18 protein-coding genes are annotated in these 26,842 nt (G+C 43.5%); 13 read left to right on the top strand and 5 right to left on the bottom strand.

The genetic code is table 11. The features are described 5' to 3' along the window. Window positions 1-279: 279 nt before the first annotated feature. The 5 genes from V7K41_RS09585 (at window position 280) to V7K41_RS09605 (ending at window position 13,549) form a co-directional block, all read left to right on the top strand. Window positions 280-5,526 carry a GAF domain-containing protein gene (locus V7K41_RS09585; protein WP_334847538.1) on the top strand — a complete coding sequence of 1,749 codons (5,247 nt, stop codon included), beginning with the start codon at window positions 280-282 and terminating at the stop codon, window positions 5,524-5,526. A 12-nt stretch (window positions 5,527-5,538) separates the two neighbouring features. Further along, the gene (locus V7K41_RS09590) at window positions 5,539-8,685 is read left to right on the top strand and encodes a hybrid sensor histidine kinase/response regulator (protein WP_334847540.1); all 3,147 of its coding nucleotides are present in this window, start codon (window positions 5,539-5,541) and stop codon (window positions 8,683-8,685) included. Between the two features lie 237 nt (window positions 8,686-8,922). Further along, window positions 8,923-9,948, top strand: coding sequence for a chemotaxis protein CheW (locus V7K41_RS09595; protein ID WP_334847542.1), 1,026 nt, complete (start codon window positions 8,923-8,925; stop codon window positions 9,946-9,948). A gap of 29 nt (window positions 9,949-9,977) precedes the next feature. Beyond that, on the top strand, window positions 9,978-11,246 hold the full coding sequence (locus V7K41_RS09600) for a GAF domain-containing protein (protein ID WP_334847544.1): 1,269 nt from the start codon (window positions 9,978-9,980) through the stop codon (window positions 11,244-11,246). Between the two features lie 38 nt (window positions 11,247-11,284). After that, window positions 11,285-13,549: a hypothetical protein gene (locus V7K41_RS09605; protein ID WP_334847546.1), complete on the top strand. Its 2,265-nt coding sequence runs from the start codon at window positions 11,285-11,287 to the stop codon at window positions 13,547-13,549. Window positions 13,550-14,146: 597 nt separating this feature from the next. Here the strand turns inward: V7K41_RS09605 and V7K41_RS09610 are convergent. Continuing rightward, complete coding sequence (locus V7K41_RS09610; RefSeq protein WP_334847547.1) at window positions 14,147-14,398, bottom strand: hypothetical protein; 252 nt, start codon at window positions 14,396-14,398, stop codon at window positions 14,147-14,149. 21 nt (window positions 14,399-14,419) lie between these two features. On the opposite strand from V7K41_RS09610, the gene V7K41_RS09615 reads away from it, so the two are divergent. The 4 genes from V7K41_RS09615 to V7K41_RS09630 all read left to right on the top strand — a co-directional run bounded on the left by V7K41_RS09615 (window position 14,420) and on the right by V7K41_RS09630 (window position 20,982). Beyond that, entirely contained in the window at window positions 14,420-15,748 is a 1,329-nt protein-coding gene (locus V7K41_RS09615) for a M16 family metallopeptidase (protein ID WP_334847549.1), read from the top strand. A 514-nt stretch (window positions 15,749-16,262) separates the two neighbouring features. Then, a complete protein-coding gene (locus tag V7K41_RS09620; protein WP_334847550.1) occupies window positions 16,263-20,249 on the top strand; it encodes a magnesium chelatase subunit H in 3,987 nt (1,328 codons plus the stop codon). Window positions 20,250-20,312: 63 nt separating this feature from the next. After that, on the top strand, window positions 20,313-20,591 hold the full coding sequence (locus tag V7K41_RS09625) for a type II toxin-antitoxin system RelE/ParE family toxin (RefSeq protein WP_334847552.1): 279 nt from the start codon (window positions 20,313-20,315) through the stop codon (window positions 20,589-20,591). A gap of 79 nt (window positions 20,592-20,670) precedes the next feature. Then, the gene (locus V7K41_RS09630) at window positions 20,671-20,982 is read left to right on the top strand and encodes a HigA family addiction module antitoxin (RefSeq protein ID WP_334847553.1); all 312 of its coding nucleotides are present in this window, start codon (window positions 20,671-20,673) and stop codon (window positions 20,980-20,982) included. Between the two features lie 135 nt (window positions 20,983-21,117). On the opposite strand, the gene V7K41_RS09635 is transcribed toward V7K41_RS09630, so the two are convergent. Further along, window positions 21,118-22,878, bottom strand: a complete 1,761-nt coding sequence (locus tag V7K41_RS09635) for an AIPR family protein (RefSeq protein ID WP_334847555.1) — start codon at window positions 22,876-22,878, stop codon at window positions 21,118-21,120. Window positions 22,879-22,991: 113 nt separating this feature from the next. On the opposite strand from V7K41_RS09635, the gene V7K41_RS09640 reads away from it, so the two are divergent. Next, complete coding sequence (locus V7K41_RS09640) at window positions 22,992-23,165, top strand: DUF433 domain-containing protein (protein WP_334847556.1); 174 nt, start codon at window positions 22,992-22,994, stop codon at window positions 23,163-23,165. Between the two features lie 172 nt (window positions 23,166-23,337). Here V7K41_RS09640 and V7K41_RS09645 read toward each other — a convergent pair whose 3' ends face one another. Beyond that, window positions 23,338-23,757, bottom strand: a complete 420-nt coding sequence (locus V7K41_RS09645; protein WP_334847557.1) for a type II toxin-antitoxin system VapC family toxin — start codon at window positions 23,755-23,757, stop codon at window positions 23,338-23,340. Beyond that, window positions 23,748-24,011, bottom strand: a complete 264-nt coding sequence (locus tag V7K41_RS09650) for a hypothetical protein (protein WP_334847559.1) — start codon at window positions 24,009-24,011, stop codon at window positions 23,748-23,750. Before V7K41_RS09650 ends, V7K41_RS09645 begins: the two co-directional genes overlap by 10 nt. Before the next feature lie 484 nt (window positions 24,012-24,495). On the opposite strand from V7K41_RS09650, the gene V7K41_RS09655 reads away from it, so the two are divergent. The 3 genes from V7K41_RS09655 to V7K41_RS09665 all read left to right on the top strand — a co-directional run bounded on the left by V7K41_RS09655 (window position 24,496) and on the right by V7K41_RS09665 (window position 25,459). After that, window positions 24,496-24,720: an addiction module protein gene (locus V7K41_RS09655; RefSeq protein WP_104907317.1), complete on the top strand. Its 225-nt coding sequence runs from the start codon at window positions 24,496-24,498 to the stop codon at window positions 24,718-24,720. After that, the gene (locus V7K41_RS09660) at window positions 24,717-24,950 is read left to right on the top strand and encodes a type II toxin-antitoxin system RelE/ParE family toxin (protein WP_334847563.1); all 234 of its coding nucleotides are present in this window, start codon (window positions 24,717-24,719) and stop codon (window positions 24,948-24,950) included. The genes V7K41_RS09655 and V7K41_RS09660 overlap by 4 nt, the downstream gene beginning before the upstream one ends. A gap of 386 nt (window positions 24,951-25,336) precedes the next feature. Next, entirely contained in the window at window positions 25,337-25,459 is a 123-nt protein-coding gene (locus tag V7K41_RS09665; RefSeq protein WP_334847565.1) for a hypothetical protein, read from the top strand. Between the two features lie 94 nt (window positions 25,460-25,553). Here the strand turns inward: V7K41_RS09665 and V7K41_RS09670 are convergent, their stop codons facing one another. Then, window positions 25,554-26,816, bottom strand: a complete 1,263-nt coding sequence (locus V7K41_RS09670; RefSeq protein WP_334847567.1) for a cysteine desulfurase — start codon at window positions 26,814-26,816, stop codon at window positions 25,554-25,556. Between the last annotated feature and the right edge of the window lie 26 nt (window positions 26,817-26,842).

A 26,842-nucleotide genomic window follows, 5' to 3' on the forward strand; every position in this document is an offset into this window, starting at 1 on the left:
GCCCACAAGGAGCGGGGTATCAACCTTCTCCTGATAAAAAGATTCCGCCCACAAGAGGCGGGGCTTTTACCAAGTACATAAGTCCTGAGTACTTCTTAATTCACTCAGCACTCAAGACTCAGCACTCAGCACTGAGTATTTTAAATTTCAGAGCTTCCTATACAACGCCAAGGGCGGACGCACAAAGGCTTCTGGACGCCCAAGCCGTTCTAGAAAATTAAGTAGCCCCCTGAAGCATTCTATTTATTAACTCCGATAACCTTCATAGCAAGAAAGATTATGGTAATGCAACACAATCTTACACCCAGCCAACCACACACAAATTCCAGCAACGGTTATAAGGAAACCGATAACGGGCATACCGTCGATCTAAGAGCAAAACAGCAAATCACCTCCACTCTAGAAGAATTGCGAACTGAACTGGATCAAGCTGATTGGGTGGAAACAGGGCCATTGCGAGAGAGAATCCGCAAGTTAAAAGAACTGGTAAGTGTGTTGCCATATCAAGACGGAGGAGATGGATTAGAGGTAGAGCAAGTACAGGCGATCGCCAGCAAAATCCGCCAATTTTCCGATTTAGATACCTTGCTTGCCACTGCTGTTATGGAGGTACAAAGCGCACTGCAAGTCGATCGCGTGGTGCTGTATGAGTTTACGAATCCGACGCTGGGGATAGTTGCTGCGGAGGCGATGAGGGATGGCTTTACCCCAATGCTGAAGGAAAAACTGCCTGCCGTCACTTTTGGGTTAGGTTCTGCCAAGCTTTATCAACAAGAAAAATTAGCAGCGATCGCGGATACCTACACTGCAAGCTTGTCTCCTTACCAAAAGCAGCTCGTAGATCGATTTCAGGTAAGAGCTTGTTTGAGTTTGCCGATCTTAGCAAAAGATGGGGTTTGGGGTTTGTTGGTAGTGCAGCAATGCACTGCTGCTCGCCAGTGGCAAAATGCTGAAATTCGGCTACTAAAACTAATCGAGCAGGAATTAGAAGTGCAACTGCAAGTTGCCGCGATTCAGGCTACGTTGCAACAAGAAGTGGAAAAAGACCAAATCCTTGTCGGTGTAGCGAATAAAATTCTCCAGTCCAAAGATTTGGATACCATCTTTCGCGTTGCCACCCAAGAAGTCCGACAGTCACTAAAATGCGATCGGGTGACAATCTATCGTTTCCAGCCAGATTGGAGTGGGGAATTTGTTGCTGAATCTGTTGGATCTGAGTGGGTTTCTCTATTAGAAGAACAGCGAAACAACCCAGCAATTGTCAACAACGTTAACTATTGCAGTGTTAGGAACTTTGCAGAGGAAGGGGGATTGGCTGGAACAACAGGGCGATCGCACAGTGCAGATAGCTACATTCAGCACACCCAAGGCAAAACTTTGCATCGCGGACAGATTTATCGAGTCACTAATGATATCTACAGTGCTGGTTTTTCTGACTGCTATATCAAAGTTTTAGAAACCTATCAAGCCAAAGCATACATTATTGTTGCCATCTTCCAGGGAGAAAAGTTGTGGGGCTTGCTTGCTGCCTATCAAAATTCTCAGCCTCGTCAGTGGAAAGATAGTGAAGTTCGACTAATGGTGCAGGTTGCATCTCTGTCTAGTATTGCCATTCAACAGTTGCAATATCAGCAACAACTTTATAACCGCTCTGAGGAGTCAGCCAAACTTGTTGAACGAGAACGTACTGTTTTCGGCATCATTGAAAAGATTGGGCAAGCAATGGATCTTCGCACCCTTTTCCGCATTACAACCCAAGAGTTGCGTCGATTTTTAAAATGCGATCGCGTTGTCATTTATCAATTTTATCCAGACTGGAGTGGAGAAGTTATCGCTGAATCTGTGGCTGCTGGTTGGTCGTCACTGTTGGATATGCAGGAACAAGACGGCATTTTAAAAACAGGTCTGCTATCTTCAGAGCGTTGCCATGTTAAGGATTATGGTTCTCCTGTTAAACCTGATGCAGATACCTATCTGAAGGAAACGCAGGGTGGAATGTACGCCAAAGGAACGCGCTTTCGTAAAGTCAACGATATTTCTGCTGCTGGTTTTTCACCTTGTTATTTAGAAACATTAGAGAAGTTCCAAGCCAAAGCATACATTAATGTTCCCATCTTCCGCGCTGGTAATCTTTGGGGTTTGTTAGCAGCCTATCAGAATTCTGATGTTCGGAAATGGACTGAGGAAGAGGCTGGTGCTTTGTTGCAGATCGCCGAACCGTTGAGCATTGCCCTCCAGCAAGCTGAATATATCGAACAGCTACGATTAAAAAATCTAGAAATGACACAAGTAGCTGAAGTAGAAAACGCGATCGCCCGAATGGCGGATAGAATGCTTCATTCCCAACAGCCAGAAACAATTTACCGCACTACCTTGGCAGAATTGCGGCAGTTGTTCAAATGCGATCGCCTAGCAATATATCGCTTCAACTCTGACTGGAGTGGTGAATTTATTGCTGAATCTGTAGGAAGTGACTGGGTGCCTCTGGTTGACCCCGATATCGAGTCCGTATGGGAAGACGAACACCTACAGCAAACCCAAGGTGGGCGCTATCGCAACAATGAAACTTTTGTCGTCAATGACATCTATGCTGTTGGTCATGCTCAGTGCCACATCGACTTCTTAGAGCAGTTCCAAGTTAAAGCTTACACCATCGCCCCCATTTTTGCTGGAAACAAACTTTGGGGTTTGTTAGGAGCTTACCAAAATAGCGGGTCGCGCCAGTGGAATTCTGAGGAGGTGCGATTGCTGACCAAATTGGGCATTCAGTTGGGGTTAAGCATGCAGCAAGCCGAGTACATCAAAGAACTCAAAACGAAGAATGCAGAGTTGGCGCAAGCAGCAGAAGAGGAACAGTTGCTGACAGGGATGGTGGAAAAAATTCGCCAAGCTCAAGAGCTAGATACAATTTTCCTGAATGTGCTGCCAAGTTTACGCAAACAACTACAGTGCGATCGCCTCGCAGTATTTCGCTTTCGTCCCGACTGGAGTGTGGAGTTTATTGCCGAATCCGTAAAAGATCAATGGCTGTCTTTAGCTGGTTCCGACATGAAAACGATTTGGATGGACGAGCACTTACAAGAAACTCAGGGCGGACGCTATCGCAATCATGAAACTTCTGTTGTCAATGATATCTACACTATCGGTCACGTTCAGTGCTACCTAGAGATATTAGAAAAAATCCAGGCTAAGGCTTACACGATCGCTCCTATCTTTATTGGAAGCAAACTCTGGGGCTTTTTAGGAGCATACCAAAATACTGGACCTCGGCAGTGGAAATCCAAGGATGTGCAACTGTTGAGAAAAATAGCTGTGCAAATAGGTATAGGCTCGCAACAGGTAGAGTATATCGAACAGCTCAAGAAGAAGAATGCAGAGTTAGCCAGAACCGCAGAAGGGGAACGAGCATTGACACGGCTGGCAGAAAAAATTCGCCAAGTTCAAGAGCTAGATACGATTTTCCGCAATGCCCTACCAGAATTGCGATCGCATTTGGAATGCGATCGTCTAGCAGTGTATCGCTTTAATCCAGATTGGGGTGGGGAGTTTATTGCCGAATCCGTAAGTCGGGAATGGGTGGCTTTGGTTGGCCCCGATATCAAGACTGTATGGGAAGACGAACACCTACAACAAACCCAAGGTGGACGCTATCGCAACAACGAAACCTTTGTGATTAATGATATTTACACCGCTGGTCATGCCCAGTGCCACTTGAAAATTCTCGAGCAATTCCAGATGAGAGCCTATATCATCACTCCGATTATTGCCGGAAACAAGCTCTGGGGTTTGTTAGGAGCATATCAGAATAACGGGCCGCGGCAATGGCAAGATAATGAAATCAACTTGGTAACGAAAATCGGCACACAGTTTGGGGTTGCAGTCCAGCAATCGCAATACTTACAACAAACCTTAAGCAAGAATGAGGAACTGATAAAACTGGCAGAACGGGAAGTAGCAAACGCCCGATTTTCCTATCGCCTGCCAAGTCGGTTAACAGAGATGGCCCAAAGTCATGGTAATGTTCTGGAATTTGTCCAGTTTGCCAGCCACGAACTTCGCCAGCTACTCAAAGCAGATCGAGTTGGAATTTACCGTTTTGAGCTTGATTGGTCTGGAGAATTTGTAGTTGAGTCTGTGAGTGGGGATTGGCCTAAGCTTGTGGGAACTAGCCTTGCCAAAGTTAGAGATACCTATCTCCAGTACAACCAAGGAGGGCGTTATGCCCGCAAAGAAAGTTTGCGGGTTGACAATATATATACTGTCGGTCATGACGAATGTCACATCCAATTGTTAGAACTGTGGGGAACTAAAGCCTACATGATTGCTCCGATTTTTCAAGAAAATCGGCTATGGGGGTTGATGGGAGTTTATCAAAATAGCGCACCGCGCCAGTGGGAGCAATCTGAGGAGGATGTTCTCAACCAAACTAGCGTCCAGATTGGTGTTGCCCTGAATCTTGCAGAGTACCTGAAACAGGTGCGTATTCAAGAGCAGCAACTAGCAGAAGCCGCAGAGCGCGAACGCACCGCTCGGGAAAAACTGCAACAAGGAGCTATACGCGTTCTCATGGCTTTGGAACCATCCTTCAGGGGCGATCTCACCGTTCGCGCTCCCCTATCTGAAGATGAAATTGGTACAATTGCCGATGGTTACAACACTACGATCCAAAGTTTGCGAGATTTAGTACGACAAGTGCAGATTGCTGCAAGCAGGGTGAGTGAAACTTCCAGCAATAACACCACCTCAGTAGTAAAATTATCCGACCAAGCTCAACAGCAGGGAGAACGGCTCGAACGCGCTCTGGAACAATTACAAATGATGGTAGCTTCTACGCAGGTAGTTGCTGCTGATGCCCAAAAAGTAGGGCAGGCGGTTCAAGAAGCCAATAAAACCGTCCAAGCTGGCGATTCCTTGATGGAAAGAACCGTAGATGGTATTTTGGAGATTCGGGAAACCGTGTCCGAAACAGCGAAGAAGATTAAACGCCTCGGTGAAGCTTCTCAGAAAATCTCGAAAGTAGTGAGTCTGATTGAAAACTTTGCCACTCAAACTAATTTGCTGGCACTCAATGCTGCGATCGAGGCTACCCGTGCTGGAGAGTATGGCAAAGGCTTTGCGGTGGTTGCAGATGAAGTTCGTTCCCTGGCTTATCAGTCGGCTAGTGCCACCACAGAAATTGAGCGACTCGTGGAAGAAATTCAAAATGGCACCAACGAAGTTACCCAAGCAATGGAAGTAGGGATTAGCCAAGTTGTCCAAGGCTCGAACTTGATCGATGAGACTCGTCATTCCCTGAGTGCGATTGTCGCAGCTACCAACGAAATTGGTGGACTGGTACAAGGAATTACCCAAGCAGTTTCCAATCAAAGTCAGCAATCTCAGATATTGACAGAGGCGATGACGGATGTTTCGGCGATCGCCCGCAAGACTTCAGAAAGTGCCATCCACATTTCCGAGTCTTTTGAGGAACTACGGATGACTTCACAACAACTGGAAACCAGCGTTAGCCAGTTCAAAGTTGACTAATCTCCCAAAATTATGAACCCCGATCCCAGTAACCAAGAGCAGCTAGAGCAGGCTTTTCTTGCTGAAGCGGCAGAGTTGTTGCAAACCATTGAGCAGAGTCTTATCGGTTTACTTGATGAAAAAACCATAGAAAAAGTTCACGCCTTGATGCGAAGCGCCCATACTCTCAAAGGGAGTGCTGCCAGTGTTGGGCAGGAAACAATTAAGACAATTGCCCATCATTTGGAAGATGTATTCCAGGCGTTATACGCTCCAGAACTGGAAATCGACCCAGAATTGGGTGCTTTGCTTCTAGATGCTTATGAGTGCCTGCGAACTCCATTGAGTGCAACCTTGATGGGCTTATCCTGCAATGAGGCAGAAATACTCGATCGAACTGCCTCAATCTTCGCCCAACTCCAAGATAAACTAGGCGACTTTTTTGGTCGTGAGGCTCCGCTTCCCAGTTCGGAAGAACTTGGCTTTGATGTGGTAGAGTCAATCTTTTCCGGGAGTGTACTCCAGGATCTGCAACAGCTTGCAGCTGACATTCAAAGCCAAGATCCGCAACAAATTCAAACAACACTCAACTCCCAAGCAGAATTTTTTGCCGAACTAGCAGCATCTTATAGCTTATCTGGATTGGAAGAAATTGCCCAAGCGACCCTAAACGCGCTGAATCAGCATCCAGACAAAGTATTGCAAATCGCTCAGGTGGCTTTAGAAAATTTTAAAGCTGCTCAAGCAGCAGTACTTGCAGGCGATCGCACTCAAGGGGGAGAGATATTTCCACAATTGCAAGAATGGGCAGGACTAACTACTCCTGTCCCAGAACCGCAAAAGCAGCCAGTTTCGATAGCTGCCCAACCAACACAAACAACTACAACTGAGAATAAGTCATCCCCCCTCCTCAGTGCGAGCGAATCGGAATCAATTTGGTCGTTTTTTCCGAAGCGAACTGATAACTCCGTACCAAAAGCACCGGAGGTACTGGAACCGATTTCTAAGAATTCGGTGGTAGTCCCTTCTGCCATAGATCGGATTTTACAGTCAATCTGGATAGGAGATCCCAAGACATGTTATCGATACTCAGACTCAGATCGGCCAGCTTCTCCACCAGCGCCAAGCCTCCAAGTTTCATCGCCATCACTTCCCACTATCCGAGTAGCGATAGAACAGCTCGATCGCCTCAGCCATACAATTGGGGAATTGCTAATCAACGAAAACCAACAAAACCTGCAATCTAATCACATCCACAAAGCAGCTCGAGACACTCTACTACAGTTTTTGTACTGTCAACAACAACTTAGTAAAGTTTCTACTTGGTCGGATCGACATCTGCTGCTTCCCGAACGCAAGCAGCGACAGATGCATGGATCTCCACGAGTTATCTCTGCTTCCCCAACTGCCCAGGCACAATCGAATTTTGATGCCTTAGAAATGGATACCTATAGCGAATTGCACATTCTCCTGCAAAATCTTACAGAAGACATGGTGCAATTAGGAGAACGGATTGAGGCTTTTAATGGCTTAGTTCAGCAATCTCGCTTCAGTCTCGGAAAGCGCAAGCAACTGCTTTCAGGAGCGCAGTCAGATTTGCTGCAAGCCAGAATGGTTCCACTGGGAACAGTATTGAATCGATTTCCCCGACTGCTGCAACAGATGGTAGCAACTTATCATAAGCCTGTTGAACTCAAGCTTGGCGGTACGAAGGTACTAGTGGATAAAGCCATTTCTGAGCAGCTGTACGATCCCTTGCTGCACATGATTCGCAATGCCTTCGATCACGGCATTGAACCGATAGAAACCCGCCGCCAGCAGGGTAAACCAGAAACCGGAACAATTACAATTCAAGCCTATCATCAAGGCAACCGCACTACTATTGAGGTACGGGATGATGGTCGAGGCTTTAACTGGGAATCTATTCGTCAGCGAGCTATGGAAAAACACCTGCTGACTCCCGAACAAGCCGCTGACGCCTCACAAGACCAACTGGCAGAGTTATTATTTGAACCAGGCTTTTCTACCGCCAACCAGATTGGTGAGTTATCTGGCCGTGGTATCGGCTTAGATGTCGTTCGCACTCAATTACAAGCTTTACAAGGTTCGATTGTGGTGCGATCGATTTCAGGGCAAGGAACCACCTTCATTCTGCAATTGCCCCTGAGCTTGACAACAGCACGCTTGCTCGTTTGTCAATCTCAAGGTATTACTTATGCCTTGCTGTCTGAAGGAATTAGCCAGGTTTTATTACCGCAGCCAGAGCAGATTCAAGTCCAGCAATCTTTACATGGGCAAGGCATCCAAAAATTCTGGCAATGGGGAGAAGGGCAAAGTCAGCAATTAGTTCCCATCCGCCCGCTTGCCAATTTGCTGGATTACACATATCCTTTATTCACCCAAGACCACAATTTAACCCTAAGTCCTTTTCCAGTCAAACAACGGAACACCGTCGAACCTCTGCTGCTGTTAGAAACAGAGCATCAATACCTGTGTTTGCAAGTCGATCAGATTTTAGTCGAGCAGGAACTAGTAATTAAATCCCTCGGCAGAGTCCTGACTTTACCTAGTTACATCCAAGGCTACAGCGTGTTGGGAAATGGTAGCCTCACCTTAACCATTGACCCGTTGGAGTTAGTTCGGCAAACCTGGGAGACAGATATGATGCCAACTTCTTCGACATCTAGTCTTGCAACTAAACTATTGCCTGCGCCTGAGCCTGTTCTTGCTCTAGAGAAGCAATCCGAGCTAACTATAACGCAACCGCAGCAACAGCCGATGGAAGTCAATACAGCCGTTGCTCAACCTAACCGACTGATGGTGTTGGTGGTGGAAGATTCGGTTGTACAAAGGCAAAGTTTGGTGCAGACGCTCCAGAAAGCCGGTTATCAAGTGTTGCAAGCAGGCGATGGTCGAGAGGCGATCGCTCAAATGCTGCAACACGGTGATGTAGATTTAGTGATTTGTGACATTGAAATGCCGCGGATGAATGGATTTGAGTTTTTAGAACACCATCGCCAAGACGAGCGTTTGTCCGGGATTCCTGTGGTGATGCTGACTACCCGTAGCGGACAGAAGCACCGCCAATTAGCTTTAGCTCTTGGAGCGAAAGCTTACCTGACCAAACCCTATTCAGAACAGAACTTCCTAACCACGATCGCTGAACTGGTTAAAACCTGAGGTAAGGCAGGAGGCAGGAGGTAGAGACAAGATAAATATCTGAAAAGCTTGCAGCACAATATTTTAAAACTCCTGCCTTCTGCAATAACTACCTCCTGCCTCACCTCAATAAATAACTAAACTTAGTGCCATTCGTACATAACGGAAAGTAAAGTTTCTCAAAAATCTCTTTCCTCCTCCCTCCTGCCCTCTGCCTCCTGCCTTGCCATAACCATAGTTTTCAACACCAACCGACTTATGCTTAACACTCCCTTTCCGTTTAAGCGATTATCTGGCGCTGTGAGCGAACGCGACTCACTGCGAGTCGTTGTTTTTGCGATCGCAGACTATTTATTTGCCCTGCCAGTTGGTGCAGTTCTTAAAGTAATTGCTTGTCCACCGATTAGCAGTACGGTTGAAAGTGGTATCGGGATGGTTGATTTGGGAACGCAAACCATTACGATTGTGGACTTGCGCCAGAAGTTCATTTCCCAAGTACAAGCCCAACAGGCACATCAAGTTCTCTCTGCGGTTGACACTTCAGGGTGCTTCTTACTTCTGACTCAAACGCGGACTGGAGAAATTTGTGGCATTCCTGTGGACAAGCCCCCTGCCTTAATCGATATTCCTTTGTCAGCAGTGCGTCCGGTGCCTTGGTCTTATCGGCAAGTGGCGGAGTTAAGCTGTGTTAGCCACATGGCTGTTTTGTCTGTAGTACCAAACGAAGAACCACTCAAAGTACTTCTTCTAGGCATGAGCCAGATATTGGCTGATAAGTTGGGGTTGCCCGGAACAACCCCAACCTTGGCTCCTGGGCTGACATCAGGCGAACAACGGCAAAGATTTCTCCGTTTTTCCTTGGGGAATCAAGGAAGTGGATTGCTACCATTCCACTCATTACTGGACATTTTTCATTTCGCTAGCCAAGAAATTTCCCCAGCCCCGGCCTTACCAAGTTGGATTTTAGGTTTCTATAATTGGCAAGGACAGATGCTGCGGCTGGTTGATTTGGAACATTTGCTTGGTTATGCGCCACTTTTGAAGCGGCAGTCACGACCAGAAAAACCAATGGTTCTGGTTCTCGAACTACAAAATCAGGTAGTCGGGTTTTTGGTGGCTCATGTCTACGATGTAGAGTGGCAGGATTTACAGCAAGCACAATCGGCACCAACCGACTTTTCCCCAAACAAACTGCTAAATTTTGTTCGAGGTATTCTACCAGGCGATCGCTGGATTTTAGACCCCAGAGCTATCGCCCAGACATTGCAATGGCAAACCCACTGATTTAACTTGATGCTGCCAAGGAGTTTTCTGTGACGATCGCAACCTTAGACCCTAATTCTGAAACCCAGCCTGTTGAAAATGAAATCCAGATTGAAGAAATTTTGGCTAATGTGGCTGTACTCAAAGCAGTCTTTCAATCTGCTAAGGGGCCAAAGGTCGCTCAATTGCAGCAGAAGGTGAGTCAAATCGAAGCTTTTATCCAAGCTTTGGCTCAGGAATCGCCCAGTGACAATGATGAAAATGTTCGAGGAGCTTTTCAGCTCCAGCGAGAACAACTTGCGGCCATCGAGCGACAAATGCAGCAAGCAAAAGGTCAAACCGCACTTTTGCAGGTTACAGTCACCGCCCTGCGAGATGTTCTCAACGCCGATCGCGTCCTGATTTATCGTTTTGAGGAAGATAATCGCTCTCGAGCGATCGCTGAAGCTATACAAGCGGGTTGGACATCCTTGCTCAACCAATCCCTACCGATAAATTTGTTTGTTACTACCGATGTTGGCGACGGACAAGACTTTCTCAACAACCTAACTGAAGTATTAGAATTAACTGGACGCCAACAGCAATTTTGGCAACGTTTTCAGGTGCAAGCTAGCCTGTGCTTGCCCTTGATTGTCAAACAACAGCTTTGGGGTTTTTTAGTTATTCATCATTGCCTGGAACCCCGACAATGGCAGGAAGCAGAGCGCAGTTTGCTGCAACAAGTAGGAATGATGTTGACAATTAACTTGCACTGGGCTGAAATAGTAGCTCCACCTACTCAACAGCTGTCATCGCCTCCCCAAAAGGCTGAATCCTGCGATCGGTCTGAGTTACTAGTGCCATTTCAGCAGGTGAGCCAAGCTGTACAAGCAGGAGTAAAAATTGCCGAGTTCGCCAACGAGCATTTAATGTCTATTCAAGATACTGTTGCTATTACTAATAAACAGCTGCAATACCTGGGTGAATTTTGCCAGCAAGCTTCTGGCTTTGTTCGCCTTGTGGAAGGCTTGAGTACCAAAATTCAGATTTTGTCTTTGAATACAGCCATCGAAGTAACAAAAGCTAGCGACCAGGAACGAGGTTTGCTAGCTGCTGCCGAACAGGTGGAAATTCTCGCCCGTCAAGCCCGCGACAGCACCCTAAATATAGAGGAATGGTTCCAGGAACTCCAGGTGACAGCAGCAGACGTTGCTTCTGCTATCGAACCGTGCGATCGCCAAATCAGTGCGGGGCTGGAGTCAATCGCGCAAATCCAGGAGCAATTCAGAGCGATCGCCGATATCGCTGCTTGTACCCTCAAATCAATGTCGAAGCCATAGAATTGTCACAAACCCCATAGAAACTGAGAGTTGCGTTCATGAGTACCGATTTTGTCCCCCAACCGCAGAACGACGATCGCTTCCTAGAAGAAGCGATCGATCTGTTACTGTTCTTGGAGCAGGAGTTGCCTAACTATACAAAAGACAGTAACCCTGGTACAGCTTTGGCTCTCATAGAAGCTGCTGGCTCTCTGCATTCGATTGCCATAGCAGCCGAGCTAGATGCCATTGCCATAGTTGCGGCTGCACTAGAAGAGATTTTTCAGATGCTGCATCAGTATCGGGCAACTGTCAACGCCCCAATCGCCTCCCTGTTGTCGGAAGGATTAGATTGCCTACAGATGCTGTTGATGGCATTTTTAACAGCCTCGCAAATTGAGGAAGTAGAAATTCTGGAGCGCATGTCTGCCATTGTTGCTCGTCTACAAGCAGAGTTTAGCGATCGCCAACAAAGCGTCATTCCCCAGGAAACAAACCTTGAGACATCGATAGAGCAACCGCAGGAATATCAACCAGTTATTCAGTTTGGCGATCGCTTAACTAAGGTAGAATCTTCTGCGGTTCTACCAGAACAAGTTATGGTTAAAGATAAGGAAAACCTAGACAGAGAACTAATAGGTGAAACTAGCCCCCAGTCTGGCAGCCTTGGTCACGTAGATACCGAGCAGCTTCTTGCCAAGGTAGGGGAACTAGCAAACCCGAAGGAGTATGGGGAAGGAGATTTTCATGCTTGGTTGGGGGATTTTTCCCTGCCTACTGAAACTTCTGTTGCATCCCTAGTTAAATCTTTTCCCGATCGCCAAACACTCTCTTTGCAAGAATCCATTTCTACCATTGTTGCAGCAAGTATCCCAGCCGCTACACCGATCAATATTAAGCATATCGAGCAACTAAACGCGCTAGTTGCAACATTATTAACTACATATAATCAGCAAGCCTGTCAGGAAGAACAACAACAACATACGATCGGGCGGTTGCTCCGACAAGTTAAACGATTACAACACCTGCTGGATAATCTACAGGAATGGTCAGGACGTTTAGCAGCAATTTCAGATACCCTTTCTCCTCTAGCTGCTTCTCGCTCTCAGCAATTATACAGTACTCTTCAATCTGTTTTGGCTGAAGCGTCTCAGGTGGCATCAACTGTTCATTCCCTGAATAACAATCATCAACTCAAACAAGAACTCATACAGCAAGAAAAATTGCTTAACCATTCTTCCAATTTAGTTAAAACAGTTACAACTATTCCTTTAAAAGTAGCCTTAGAACCGTTGCATCGGCTTTGGTGTCAGTTACAAGCTCTACAAGATAAGTCTGCTAGACTACATTTGCAAATTAGCGATATCCAAGTTGATCGGGCATTTAGCGATCGCCTCCATGCTCTCCTGTTGCATATAAGTTGCTATTTACTAGAGCAAAGTATTGAGTCTTGCCAAACACGCCAACACCTTGGTAAAAATAGCAACGGTATCATCGAAATTCAAGTTTATCAGCAAGGAAATCAACTGATTATTGATGGCTGTGATGATGGCGCAGGACTTAACTTATCTCAAATTTATCAATCGGCTTTAGCCCAAGGGTTCGCCCTTACAAAACCAGGAGATATCTTACAAGGAACTCAACAGACTGAACTGGTACTTGAACCAGAGGTTTCATCTGTTTTATGCGATCGTGCTGCCTTAGAGTTAGGAGCAGAATTAACTGAAGTTTGCAAGCAATTAACAGCTATTCAGGGAAGAATAGTATTGAAGTCTAAAGCTGGACATGGTACAGCTTTCTCGCTCCAAATTCCCCTCGATCGCAAAATTGCTCAACTTATCGTTTGTCAAGCTAACTCCAGACTCTATGCATTTATTGCCGATTCTGTAGAGCAGATTTATTTACCCCAGTCCGAACAAATTATCCAAACTCAAGCGGGACGCATGTTATTATTGCAGTCTTCTGGCAGATCCAGTGGCTTCCTTGGTTGTGCTCATGAGCATCTAACAACAGAAATGCTCGTCCCTATCCACTTATTGACTGATGTGCTGATTTGTCCTAACCACCTTCCCACCTCAGTTACTACTTACAGCACAGATACACTCAATGCTTTCAAGCAGGATAAGCCTTTATTAGTATTTCGTTACTTAGACAAACGATGTGCTTTAGAATTAGATTGCATCATCGGCAAGCAATTCTCTACGATCCATCCTCTGGGGGAAGCAATCCCAGTTGCTGCTTATATCCAAGGAACTAGCATTCTTGCCAATGGGCAACTTAGCCTGGTTTTGGATGGTCGCCTTATCACAAAATCTCTAACTTGAACTCAATACCACCTTGCTTGATTTCATCTGATACCAATTCCAGAAAAAAATGAAACAGATGCGTAGGTTGGGTTGAACGGAGTGAAACCCAACAATTACAATACTTTGAGGTGTTGGGTTTCGTCCCTCAACCCAACCTACATTTGGATCGTATTTTTTGTGAAATGGTATGAGTACCTTTTTGGTGGACTGTAAACATCGATAAATTGACGACCACAATTTTTCTTCCTTGCGCCTACAACAGAGTTAGTACGATCGTACTCTGTACTTGGCTATGGCACTAGAGAATCTAGCAAATCAGGCATGGGATGAAGTGGAGCAAGTCTACCCAGAATTGTGACAAAGGTTGAGGTTGCGGGTAAACTCAAACCGATACATCTTCACGCTCACAGATGTAACAAGTGCGTTGGGCTTTGCCTTACCTTCGGCATCGCCTTTTGTTTGGTAGGCGATCGCTTTTCATATCATGTCCGGTTAATTAGTTATAATTCCCGTAATTTATGCAGAAATCGGAAAACCCTCTTTCCCCCTGCCCCCTGCTCCCAGCAAGAACTGCGGTCTTAATGATAAGTCTTTCACCGGACACGATATCATTGGTCATTGGGAAGCAGGAGTAAAACCGGCGATCGTCACAAGTCCTGTAAGATTGGCTTGTAACACGCACTCCCAAGTAATAGACGTGAGCAAAAAAGAGGGGCCCGGCATTCCTTGGCAACCGCGCCAGAACAGTGGCAAGACAACACCGATCCGCGTACCTATTGCGCTCAAAGTAGATTCTAAAGCGTCTCTGACAGAAGAAGCGATCGCAGTGCTTATTTTATAGTCGTAGATAAGATAAGAGAGTAACATGCTCCTCACACACAAGTAGCAATGACCTCAACCCTGCGGAAATTTCCCCGTCTCAATGCTCCGACGCTGCACAAGTTGCCCAATGGTTTGACAATCATTGCCGAGCAAATGCCAGTTGAAGCCGTAAACCTCAATTTGTGGATTAAAGTTGGCTCTGCTGTCGAACCTGATGCTATTAACGGCATGGCTCACTTTTTAGAACACATGATTTTTAAGGGAACAGAACGACTAGCTAGCGGCGAATTTGAACGTCGAATTGAAGAGCGGGGTGCTGTAACCAATGCTGCTACTAGCCAGGACTATACTCATTACTATATAACTACTGCCCCCAAAGATTTTGCCGAGCTTGCGCCACTACAAATGGATGTAGTATCAAATGCGAGTATTCCTGATAATGCCTTTGAACGCGAGCGATTGGTAGTTTTGGAAGAAATTAGGCGTTCAGAGGATAATCCGCAACGGCGGACATTTCGGCGGGCGATGGAGACAGCTTTTGATTATCTACCCTATCGCCGTGCAGTATTGGGGCCAGAATCGGTGATTGCCGAACTTAAACCCCAGCAAATGCGAGATTTTCATGCTAATTGGTATCAACCCCAGTCAATTACTGCCGTGGCTGTGGGCAATTTGCCCGTAGAAGAATTAATTGCAACTGTTGCGGAAGGATTTACAAAAGCCATTCCCCATTACCCCTTATCCCCAGAGGGAACCCCACCTTCCCCACTCCTCAGTACAGACGCGATTCATCGTGTCTCTGCCCACTCCTCACTGAATCCTGAATCAGCATTTACAGAAATTGTTCGTCGAGAATTTATCGATGAAAGTCTGCAACAAGCAAGGCTAGTAATGGTTTGGCGGGTTCCAGGAATGACTCAGTTAGATCGCACCTATGGATTGGATGTTTTAGCCGGAATTTTGGGACACGGACGGACATCAAGATTAGTGAGGGATTTACGAGAAGAACGAGGATTAGTTTCTTCGATTTCTGTGAGCAACATGAGCAACGAGCTGCAAGGGACATTTTATATTTCAGCTAAATGTGCAGTAGAAAATTTAGCTGCTGTAGAGGATGCGATCGCTCAACACATTAGCAAAATACAAACAGAGTTGGTAACAGAATCAGAAATAGCCCGCGTGCAGCGACGAGTAGCCAACAGATTTATATTTGCTAACGAAACACCAAGCGATCGCTCTGGCTTGTATGGTTATTATCAATCTTTGGTGGGAGATTTGGAACCCGCTTTTAACTACCCAGCGATTATTCAGAGCCAAGATGCAACAGACTTGATGCAAGTAGCCAAAGAGTATCTATCTCCAAATGCTTATGGTGTAGTTTTCGTCAAGCCGTAAATTAAGTATGGGGAATGGGGAATAGGGCATTGGGCATTGGGCATTAGTTATTTGTCATTTGTCATTTGTCATTTGTCATTTGTCATTGGTTATTAATTCTTCTCCCTCACTCCCTTACTCCCTTATCTCCCCCTGTCGTTTAGCCTATGTTGAAACCGACTTTTTCAAGCTAGAACTGACTAAGCCGCGCGTGTTTTTAAGTACAACTCTCAATTTACCTGTTTCTCGCCTTAACCGAAAAATATTGATATCTAAATAGCTATTTAACTATTAAAAATAAGTATTGCAAAAATTTTACAAATAAGTGAGCCAATACTTTTAGATAAAGTCAAAAATTACGAAGAAATATTTCGTTTTTTATATCGATTTGTGTCATATAGGGGATAAAATGCCTACTGGGCAAGCGTTTTCTGATAAAAAACAGATATTGCCTAAAAGATCGTAAGTTACCTGTGGCTGATGATGCCGCTAGGAACTTCCTTCAGAGAACACGCATCAAAGGAGCCGAAGAAGCATGTTCACACACGTCAAGTCCACCATTAGACACATTGCGCCTGATAACTTACGCGGACGTAGTTTAATCAAGGTGGTCTATGTCGTGCTTGAGTCCCAGTACCAGAGTGCTTTGTCGCAAGCAGTTCGCACGATTAACGCGAACAATCCCAACTTGGCGATTGAAATCAGCGGGTACTTGATTGAGGAACTCCGCGACCCAGAGAACTACGAAGAGTTCAAACGAGAAATTGAGAGCGCGAATATCTTCATCGCTTCCCTCATTTTCATCGAAGACTTAGCACAGAAAGTAGTAGCAGCAGTAGAACCACACCGCGATCGCCTGGACGTTTCCGTTGTCTTTCCCTCGATGCCAGAAGTAATGCGCCTGAGTAAAATGGGCAGCTTTTCCTTGGCACAGTTGGGTCAGTCAAAAAGTGCGATCGCGCAATTCATGCGGAAACGCAAAGAAAAATCCGGTGCGGGATTCCAAGATGGAATGCTGAAGCTTTTGCGAACGCTGCCGCAAGTGCTGAAATTTTTACCGATGGACAAGGCACAGGATGCCCGAAATTTCATGCTCAGTTTTCAGTATTGGCTAGGTGGTTCTCCAGAAAATCTGGAAAACTTCTTGCTGATGCTAGCTGATAAATATGTATTTAAAGGTTTAGAAAAACAGAATTTTGCACCTTCTACATACGAACAGCCGGTGGTTTATCCCGATTTAGGGATTTGGCACCCTTTGGCTCCCAGTATGTTTGAAGATGTCAGAGAGTACCTGAATTGGTATACAGCTCGTAAGGATATTTCTAGCGATCTAAAAGATCCTCTAGCTCCTTGTGTCGGGTTAGTATTGCAACGCACTCACCTAGTTACAGGGGATGATGCCCATTATGTAGCGATGGTGCAGGAGTTGGAAGCATTAGGCGCACGGGTACTACCTGTGTTTGCTGGTGGTTTGGACTTCTCCAAGCCTGTGGATGCATACTTTTATGAACCGACTACTAATATACAGTTGGTAGATGCAGTAATATCGCTGACTGGTTTTGCTTTAGTAGGTGGCCCAGCCAGACAAGATCATCCCAAGGCGATTGAGTCACTCAAACGCTTAAACCGTCCTTACATGGTGGCGTTACCTTTAGTTTTCCAAACCACAGAAGAGTGGATGGATAGCGATTTAGGGTTACATCCCATTCAAGTAGCTTTGCAAATTGCAATTCCTGAATTGGATGGGGCAATTGAGCCGATTATATTATCGGGTAGGGATGGGACTACAGGCAAAGCGATCGCCCTGCGCGATCGGGTTGAAGCTGTAGCCGAACGCGCCTTAAAATGGGCTAACCTCCGCCGTAAGCCGAAACTTGATAAGAAAGTCGCCATCACTGTTTTCAGCTTCCCACCAGATAAAGGCAACGTCGGAACCGCCGCTTACTTGGATGTATTCGGTTCAATCTATGAGGTAATGAAAGCCCTCAAAAATAACGGCTACGACTTACCAGAACTGCCAGAATCAGCGGAAGCGTTGATGCAAGAAGTCATCCATGACGCCCAAGCGCAGTACAACAGCCCAGAACTCAACATTGCTTACAAAATGTCGGTTCCTGAGTATGAGGCGCTAACCCCCTACTCTCAACGCCTAGAGGAAAACTGGGGCCCACCTCCCGGACATCTCAACAGCGATGGGCAAAACTTACTGATTTATGGTAAGCAATTTGGTAACGTCTTCATCGGTGTCCAACCTACATTTGGTTACGAAGGCGATCCGATGCGGCTGTTGTTCTCCCGTTCAGCTAGTCCTCACCACGGTTTTGCTGCTTACTACACTTACCTAGAGCAAGTTTGGAAAGCTGATGCTGTACTGCACTTTGGTACACACGGTTCCTTGGAATTCATGCCAGGTAAACAGATGGGGATGTCTGGTGATTGTTATCCAGATAACTTAATTGGCTCAATTCCCAACTTGTATTACTACGCCGCCAATAACCCTAGTGAGGCGACAATTGCCAAACGCCGGAGTTATGCCGAAACAATTTCTTACTTGACACCTCCGGCAGAAAATGCTGGTTTGTATAAAGGTTTAAAGGAACTGAGCGAATTAATTGCTTCTTACCAAACCTTAAAAGATAGTGGACGCGGTGTTTCCATTGTTAACAGCATCATGGATAAATGCCGGATCGTGAATCTGGATAAGGATATTGACCTGCCAGAAACCGATGCCAGAGATATGAGTACCGACGATCGCGATCATATTGTTGGCAACGTCTACCGCAAGTTGATGGAAATCGAGTCTCGGTTGTTGCCTTGTGGGTTGCACGTCATTGGGAAACCGCCAAGTGCAGAAGAAGCGATCGCAACTCTCGTCAACATTGCCAGTCTAGATCGTCAGGAAGAAGAACTTCAAGGCTTACCGGGAATTATCGCTAACAGCATTGGGCGTAACATTGATGATATTTACCAAAATAGCGATCGAGGCATTTTAGAAGATGTCCAGTTATTGCAAGATATCACCTTGGCAACCCGTGCAGCAGTTACTGCCCTTGTACAAGAGCAAATCGACGCACAAGGACGAGTTTCTCTGGTTTCCCGTTTGAATTTCTTCAACATGGGCAAAAAAGAACCTTGGGTAGAAGCATTGCATCAAGCAGGTTATCCCAAAGTTGACACAGCCACACTCAAACCCCTGTTTGAGTACTTAGAATTCTGCCTCCAACAAGTTTGTGCCGACAACGAACTCGGAGCATTACTCAAAGGCTTAGAAGGCGAGTACGTCCTACCTGGGCCAGGTGGCGATCCCATCCGCAACCCGGATGTATTGCCCACGGGTAAAAATATCCATGCACTCGATCCACAATCCATCCCCACAACAGCGGCAGTACAATCAGCCAAAATCGTCGTAGATAGGCTTTTGGTGCGTAACAAGGCTGAAAATGAGGGAAAATGGCCAGAAACCATCGCCTGCGTCCTTTGGGGAACCGATAACATCAAAACTTACGGCGAATCCTTGGCACAAATTATGTGGATGGTAGGCGTGCGTCCAGTTCCCGATGCTTTGGGACGGGTTAACAAGTTGGAATTGATATCTTTAGAAGAGTTGGGACGCCCCAGAATTGACGTGGTAATCAACTGTTCTGGTGTATTCCGCGACTTGTTCATCAACCAAATGAACCTGCTAGACCAAGGCGTGAAAATGGCGGCTGAGGCAGATGAACCCTTAGAAATGAATTTTGTTCGCAAACACGCTTTGCAACAAGCCGAAGATATGGGGATTAATCTGCGTCAAGCAGCGACTCGCGTTTTCTCCAATGCTTCTGGTTCCTATTCGTCAAATATCAACTTGGCGGTAGAAAACAGCACTTGGGATAGCGAAGCCGAGTTGCAGGATATGTATCTCAACCGGAAATCCTTCTCGTTCAATTCCGATAACCCCGGAATAATGGACGAATCCCGACAGATTTTTGAAAGTACTTTGAAAACTGCTGATGCAACTTTTCAAAATCTTGATTCTTCTGAGATTAGCTTAACGGATGTTTCTCATTACTTTGATTCAGATCCGACTAAGTTAGTGGCAAGTCTCCGGGGTGATGGTAAAAAACCAGCATCTTATATTGCAGATACAACCACAGCTAACGCTCAAGTGCGGACATTATCAGAAACCGTGCGCTTAGATGCGCGTACTAAATTGTTAAATCCTAAGTGGTATGAGGGGATGCTGAATCACGGTTATGAAGGTGTGCGCGAACTCTCCAAGCGATTGGTAAACACAATGGGTTGGAGTGCAACAGCGGGCGCTGTGGATAACTGGATTTACGAGGATACTAATGAAACCTTCATCAAAGATGAAGAAATGCAGAAACGGTTGATGAACCTTAATCCCCATTCTTTCCGCAAGGTTGTATCAACTTTGTTGGAAGTGAATGGACGCGGTTATTGGGAGACTAGCGAGGAGAATTTAGATCGCCTACGCGAGTTGTACCAAGAAGTTGAAGACCGGATTGAAGGGATAGAGTAGGATTACATGGGCAGGCTTTATGCCTGCCTTAACAATGAGATAAGATTAAAAAATGAAATGTAAATGATTCAGACATTTCAAAATAAAGCATTAGAAAATTTGTTTAGAGAAAATTTTAATAAAGGAGTTTCTGCAAACTTAGAAAAGAAAATTAGAATCAGACTTGAAGTTATAGACTCAGCGTTAATTGTAGAAGATATTAGATTACCGGGTTATGATTTGCATGAATTAAAAGGAGACAGGAAAGGAACTTGGTCAATAAAAGTATCAGGAAACTGGCGTATAACTTTTAGATTTGAAGATGGTGATGCTTATGATGTCAATCTTGAAGATTATCATTAAGTTCTGTGTTAATATGATATTGATTGGCTAGACAATGCTAAATAAGGTTAACCAAATTATTAAATAAGAAGTATTAATTATGGATAATTGGCAAGATATTACTGATCATAGATTAGTAAGACCAATACATCCTGGCGAAGTAATTGCAGATATTTTAGATGATTTAGATATGAATACCGCAAACTTTGCAGAAATTTTAGGAGTATCTAATCAAACAATTCAGAAAATTATTAATGGTCAAAGCTCAATTACAGTAGATATAGCAATACGTCTTGGTAAAGCTTTAGGAAATGGGCCAAGACTTTGGCTTAATCTTCAGCAAAAAGTTGAACTTTGGGATGCTTTGCAAAGCCATAAAGAAGAATATGAACAAGTCATGACATTGGTTTAAAATAAATTGTGAAGAATTATTTTTTGAATAATTAAAATTTACAGCATTATTAATGCCCTCAACAGTACCACTGGTAGTTTTTTGCTCAACAATAACCTTAATTTTTTCCTATTCTGCTGTTCCATGCAATTAATTTTATTTAGAATTTATTTTTTTAAATTCATTTTCTAGTGTTTTTTTCAACTGTTCAACAAAATTTACAGTTGTGATTGCGTCACGATTATCTATATTAATATTTAATTTTAGAAACTGCTCTTCAATAATCTCAGTTCCTTTTTCAAACACTTGTAAATATTTTTGCTGACTATTAAGCACAGATATAATTTTATTACAATACTGCTCCATTTTTTTTTGATTATCTAGACTCGGCATATCTGCTCCTGCTGTCAAATACCTCATAGCCATAAGTAAATAATATTTACATTTTTTATACTTAGGGTCTAACTTGTTTCTATTTCTCTGATTAAAAAGATTTTCAAGTCGATAGTAAGCAAAAGCACTTATATAATAGCTTGTTGGGCTATGATTAGCACCAAAAATCTTACTACCTATTTCTCTAGATAAATCTCCATAGGAACGTGATACTCTATGAGGCTGATCAAGAAACATAGCAGCAAAAGTTTTGATTTGGTCGGGAATTGTAATAACACGATTTTTCGGTATATCTGTTCTATCGTGATACTGTTTTGAACGTCTTTCGTAATATAACTGTTCTCCAGCATGAAAAGATTCAAACGAGTTGTAGCACTGTTCTAATTTCTTTTGAAATTCAGACAAAGCTGCAAGCTCTTCTTTTTTAACTGGTGTTTGATGATTAGTTGCTTTGATTATGCTATTTATTACATCATCTTTGTCTGTAACAATTATCTTTACTGGAATTTGTAAATTATTTATACTACTTAAATTTCTACAGTTAAATAAAACGTGGCTTGTTTGACACCCGTTAACTATTTGATAATCTCGAATATTAAATCTATTACCAACAGTGTCTAATGATTTAGCTATTATCGTTATTCCGTTATTTAAAACTGAAAATCTATCTAATTCTCCTGATTTTAATGTAGACTCGATATCATGATTAACATCATTACTTCCTTGAAAAGCTCTAATATTATCATAAAAAATAGATAATCTAATATTATCAAACTCATCAACTATTAATTTTCTAAATTCAGAAAAAGGTAGAGTACCTATATACGATTCAGATATTCCTGATATTTCAGGTAATACTACTCTACTAGCAAAAATAATATCTGTACTTAATGCTAGTTTTGTACTTTGATAAAGCTTTCTAATTTCATCGGCACCTAATGACTGAATTTCTACTTTTTCAAAGAGGTTTTTCTCTTCAATTTCATTTTTTTTAGCATTCATACGCCTGACTAAATTTTTGTCATCAGTCCATTTACCTGTTGTTATATAGTACAACTTGCACAAAGGTCTTCCTCGTGACATCATGCTACTTTTGGAGTCATATATATGTGCTGCTATTTTTGCTTTATATGCAACCATTTCGTTGCGTTCTAAAACTGGTTCTTCTACAAAAAAATCTGAAACTCCCTCAAAAAACTTCAACATATCTCCACTATCAAAAGTGTTTGATGTTTTAGACTGAATGAAGACAAATGTTGCTTCCATACGTTTATTGATATCAGCTAAATCATCAACTTCTTCAATAGAGTCTACAAGTTTACCATTTACAATAATAGCGATGCCATCAAGCCCAGTATCATTTGAACTGCCTACAGAAACATCTTCTACTTTAAAAGTCTCAGGATACTCTCGTGAAATTACGCAGTAGTTACAAAACTTTTCAAAATCTATTGCTTCTCCTTCTGATTCTATTTCATGTTCTTTTAGAAAAGCTTCTATCAAACTTTTGGTAATTCTATCCACAAAAATACCTTCGTAATATGCTTAATCAACTATGCTTGCTTGTGGCTGATGGTCAATTTACATAAAAATGCTAATTAGTCAAGTATATATAATAACATATACAAATAAATATCATGCAAAAGCATCTCAAACAACTGGTTGTATCCAATGCCAAAGTGATGATGTGGAAACCCGTGATTGTTAGAACACGCATCACTGTTGAGTTGATTCTAGAAAAATTAGCTGCTGGCGAAACCCCAGAAGAAATTATAGAACCTCATCCACGACTCACACGTGAAGAGATTTGAACAGCTATTGAGAATTGAATGCCAACATAAAGCAATCACCTTGTTTATGAGGTTTTCTGCAAGGCGATACCTACGGTAAGCTACGCTAACGCACTCCCTCTTTCACAACAGGTGCTCGCTTTATTTTTGAGGTTTTCTATAAGGCGATCGCTCTTTTGTTAACTATTTTTCTTTAGGGCAAAATTTCAAAGCTATCGCAGTGCTTAGGTCGAAATAATCTAAAGTCTCGCTGATCTAAAGTAAATATTTTTTTAATACCATAGCGTTCAGCTATAGCCATAACGCTTGCATCTACAAAATCAATCCGACTATCTGCATACTCATTCAAGATTTCCGCCACACGAATTACATCTTGGTCTGTTAAAGCTACTAAACTAAATCGACTCGCAGATAGTCCTTGCAAAAAAGCTACAACTATAGCTATACCTGCATTACGTCCTACCAAATAAGCTAATTCTGCCAATACTGTTTGTAGTAACAGAATTTGTTTTTGTTGTGTATATACTATTGCAGCAATACTGTGCATTGCATCCGAACGGTTCAACAATGCTACAACAAAACCCGTATCAGCTACTGCTAAGGTTATTTCCACGTCCAACCAGATTTTTCAGTAATCTCTTGTTGGAGAATATCTTCCGACTTTGTAGCTAAATCAGGTGTTCCTGCAAATAAGCCAATTAATGGGTCAGACATAGCATTATCAGCTGTTTCTAGCAATTGGGTTTCAAGATATAGCCTAACAGCTTCGCTGATAATTGATTCAGGAGATTGCCCTCGTTCAGTAGCCAGATTTATGACTTTTTCTAGTAAAGTCTGTTCCAGTTTCCAGTTAAATGTAGAGTCCACCAGATAACTTCTTTCTCTTTAGTAATAAAAAATATTCTAACAAATAGGGGTTTGATACTCACTGTTATGCTTTTTTTATCTTTAATAGGACTTACGCAAAAATCGCCAAAAAGCTTAATTTATCGAACTGCCAAGACCGCCAAGAATCGTAGAGTGTGCGTAATCCTATTTAAGTCAAATATACACAGCGATACTTACGGTAAGCTACGCTAACGTACTACTTTTCCAGAACAGGCAATGTATAACGACAAGCTACTATGCGTCTACGCTTTGTTTTTGAGGTTTTCTGCAAAGCGATACCTACGGTAAGCTACGCTAACGCACTCACTCTTTGACAACAGACAATTGCCTTGTTTTTGAGATTTTCTGCAAAGCGATCGCTCTGTTGAGCAGCAAAACATATACAGCGTTCAATTGGATGGACAAAATCTTGTCCGCTATATTTAAGGTGTACCAGTTGCTTCCTTACTCCAAGTTAATCAATATGGATATCACAGCTACTTTGAACGAAATCGCAACTCTCAGTGTTGAAGATAGAATCCGTATTGTACAGGCAATTTGGGATACTATCGCTGCGGAGCAAGTTTACCCTGATTTAACCGATGCACAAAAGCAAGAGCTTGATCGTCGAACTTCTGACTATAATTCAAATCCAAATAATGTGCTGACTTGGGAAGAAATCAAAGCATCAATTAAGAGGCAGCAATGAATTATGTCCTGGTATTTCGCCCAGAGGTTCGAGAAGAACTCAATGATGCACACAGTTGGTACGAGAGTCAGAAACCCGCTCTGGGTGACGAGTTTTTAGACTGTGTAGACGAAACGGTGAATCGAATTTCTCAGATGTCAGAATCCTATGTAATTGTCTACAGTGATATTCGACGAGCAATAGTGCAGCGATTTCCCTATGCTGTATACTATATGATTGTGTCGAGTTGAGTAATAGTGACAGCAATTTTTCATGGTCGCAGAGATCCAAAATCCTGGCAGACGCGAACCTAACACTATAATTACGAGCAATGTCACTCGACTTGCCGCTACACATCTACGCTTTGTTTTTGAGGTTTTCTGCAAGGCGATATTACTCGACTTGCCGCTACGCATCTACGCTTTGTTTCTGAGATTTTCTGTAAAGCGATCGCTCCTTTTTCACAACAGGCGATGTCACTCGACTTGCCGCTACGCGTCTACGCTTTATTTTTGAGGTTTTTGCAAGGCGATCGCTCTTTTGTTAACTATCCCTCTTCTGTCACTTTCCGGGAGGGCGATCGCTAGAAGCCTGATGAAGCAATCAATACAAGCTATACTATTAGAAAAAATTGGTCTTGGATTTGTTATTAGAAAAGAATCGTGCGATGCCTGCGGCGGGCTACGCCTACGCTTGCTATACAAAAGCTCTAGAATTGAGAAATGGCAAATGTTTCCAGAGACTGACAGCAGAGGGATAAAAAAACCAAAAATCCAAATAATTAAATTGTGCCAAGTATTAGCAAGTTATGTTGCTGATAATCGGCACAATTAAGATTTGAATATTTTGTAACTTTAAGCAAGGAAACCCGCAAAAAATTCTAGGGTTTCTTTCAGTGCTTTGATGAAAATATCAATTTCTTCGCGGGTGTTGTAGAAAGATAGACTTGCTCGTGCGGTTGCAGCAAGACCTAAGTAACGGTGTAATGGTTGAGTACAGTGGTGTCCAGAACGGATAGCAACGCCTTCTTGATCTAATAATGTAGATAAGTCGTTGGCGTGGACTTCCCCGGCTGTGAATGACGCAAGAGCGGCTCTACCTTCACCTTTAGCATTTGGTTTGGGGCCGTAAATTCTAATTTGGGGAATTTGCTCTAATTGTTGGAACAAATAAGCTGTTAATTCTGCTTCGTAGGCGTGGATTTTATCCATGCCAATACTGCTAAGATAATCTATCGCAGCACCAAGCGCGATCGCTTCTCCAATTGCAGGTGTACCAGCTTCAAATTTATGTGGTAATTCTGCATAAGTCGAATGGTCTAAATACACCTCTGCTATCATTTCACCACCACCAAAAAATGGTGGCATTGATTCTAGCAATTCCAACTTGCCATACAGAAATCCTATCCCAGTTGGCGCACACATTTTATGACCAGAAGCTACCAACCAATCACAATCTATTTTCTGTACATCAATTGGGAAGTGAGGAACACTTTGGCAAGCATCAACTAAGAATTTAGCACCGTAGCTGTGAGCGATCGCACCAATTTCTTCCACTGGGTTAATGCAACCTAAAGCATTAGAAATATGCACCAGCGACACCAACTTGGTTTTGTCGGAAATCAGTTTTTTAAACTGTTCTAAATCAAAAGTTTCTTCTGATGTCAGTTCCACAAATTTCAGTACTGCACCTGTTTTTTGCGCCACCAATTGCCAAGGCACAATATTACTATGGTGTTCCATTACAGAGAGAATAATTTCATCTCCTGGCTGCAAATTGTTCATTCCCCAACTGTAGGCTACTAGGTTAATCGCCTCACTTGCGTTGCGGGTGTAGACGATTTCCTGACGGGATGCAGCATTGATGAATTTGGCAACTTTATCTCTAGCACCTTCATAAGCATCAGTAGCTTTAGCACTCAGAGAATGGGCACCGCGATGCACGTTAGCATTATAGTGTTCGTAATAATCCCGTAGAGTATTTAACACCAACAAAGGCTTTTGCGATGTCGCAGCATTATCGAGATAAACCAGGGGTTTACCGTTGACTTCCTGATGCAATATCGGGAAGTCAGCGCGAACTTGATCGGCAAGGGTTTTGGTAGGAGTGAAAGTCATTGGTAGATTAGTTATTAGTCATTAGT

It is taken from the genome of Nostoc sp. (genome assembly GCF_036917415.1).
Taxonomy (GTDB): Bacteria; Cyanobacteriota; Cyanobacteriia; order Cyanobacteriales; family Nostocaceae; genus Nostoc.

Bases quoted from the DNA above. Each gene is read 5' to 3' on its own strand.
- V7K41_RS09585 (WP_334847538.1), top strand. From the start codon at position 280: ATGGTAATGCAACACAATCTTACACCCAGCCAACCACACACAAATTCC.
- V7K41_RS09590 (WP_334847540.1), top strand. From the start codon at position 5,539: ATGAACCCCGATCCCAGTAACCAAGAGCAGCTAGAGCAGGCTTTTCTT.
- V7K41_RS09595 (WP_334847542.1), top strand. From the start codon at position 8,923: ATGCTTAACACTCCCTTTCCGTTTAAGCGATTATCTGGCGCTGTGAGC.
- V7K41_RS09605 (WP_334847546.1), top strand. From the start codon at position 11,285: ATGAGTACCGATTTTGTCCCCCAACCGCAGAACGACGATCGCTTCCTA.
- V7K41_RS09610 (WP_334847547.1), bottom strand. From the start codon at position 14,398: ATGTTACTCTCTTATCTTATCTACGACTATAAAATAAGCACTGCGATC.
- V7K41_RS09615 (WP_334847549.1), top strand. From the start codon at position 14,420: ATGACCTCAACCCTGCGGAAATTTCCCCGTCTCAATGCTCCGACGCTG.
- V7K41_RS09620 (WP_334847550.1), top strand. From the start codon at position 16,263: ATGTTCACACACGTCAAGTCCACCATTAGACACATTGCGCCTGATAAC.
- V7K41_RS09625 (WP_334847552.1), top strand. From the start codon at position 20,313: ATGATTCAGACATTTCAAAATAAAGCATTAGAAAATTTGTTTAGAGAA.
- V7K41_RS09630 (WP_334847553.1), top strand. From the start codon at position 20,671: ATGGATAATTGGCAAGATATTACTGATCATAGATTAGTAAGACCAATA.
- V7K41_RS09640 (WP_334847556.1), top strand. From the start codon at position 22,992: ATGCAAAAGCATCTCAAACAACTGGTTGTATCCAATGCCAAAGTGATG.
- V7K41_RS09655 (WP_104907317.1), top strand. From the start codon at position 24,496: ATGGATATCACAGCTACTTTGAACGAAATCGCAACTCTCAGTGTTGAA.
- V7K41_RS09660 (WP_334847563.1), top strand. From the start codon at position 24,717: ATGAATTATGTCCTGGTATTTCGCCCAGAGGTTCGAGAAGAACTCAAT.
- V7K41_RS09670 (WP_334847567.1), bottom strand. From the start codon at position 26,816: ATGACTTTCACTCCTACCAAAACCCTTGCCGATCAAGTTCGCGCTGAC.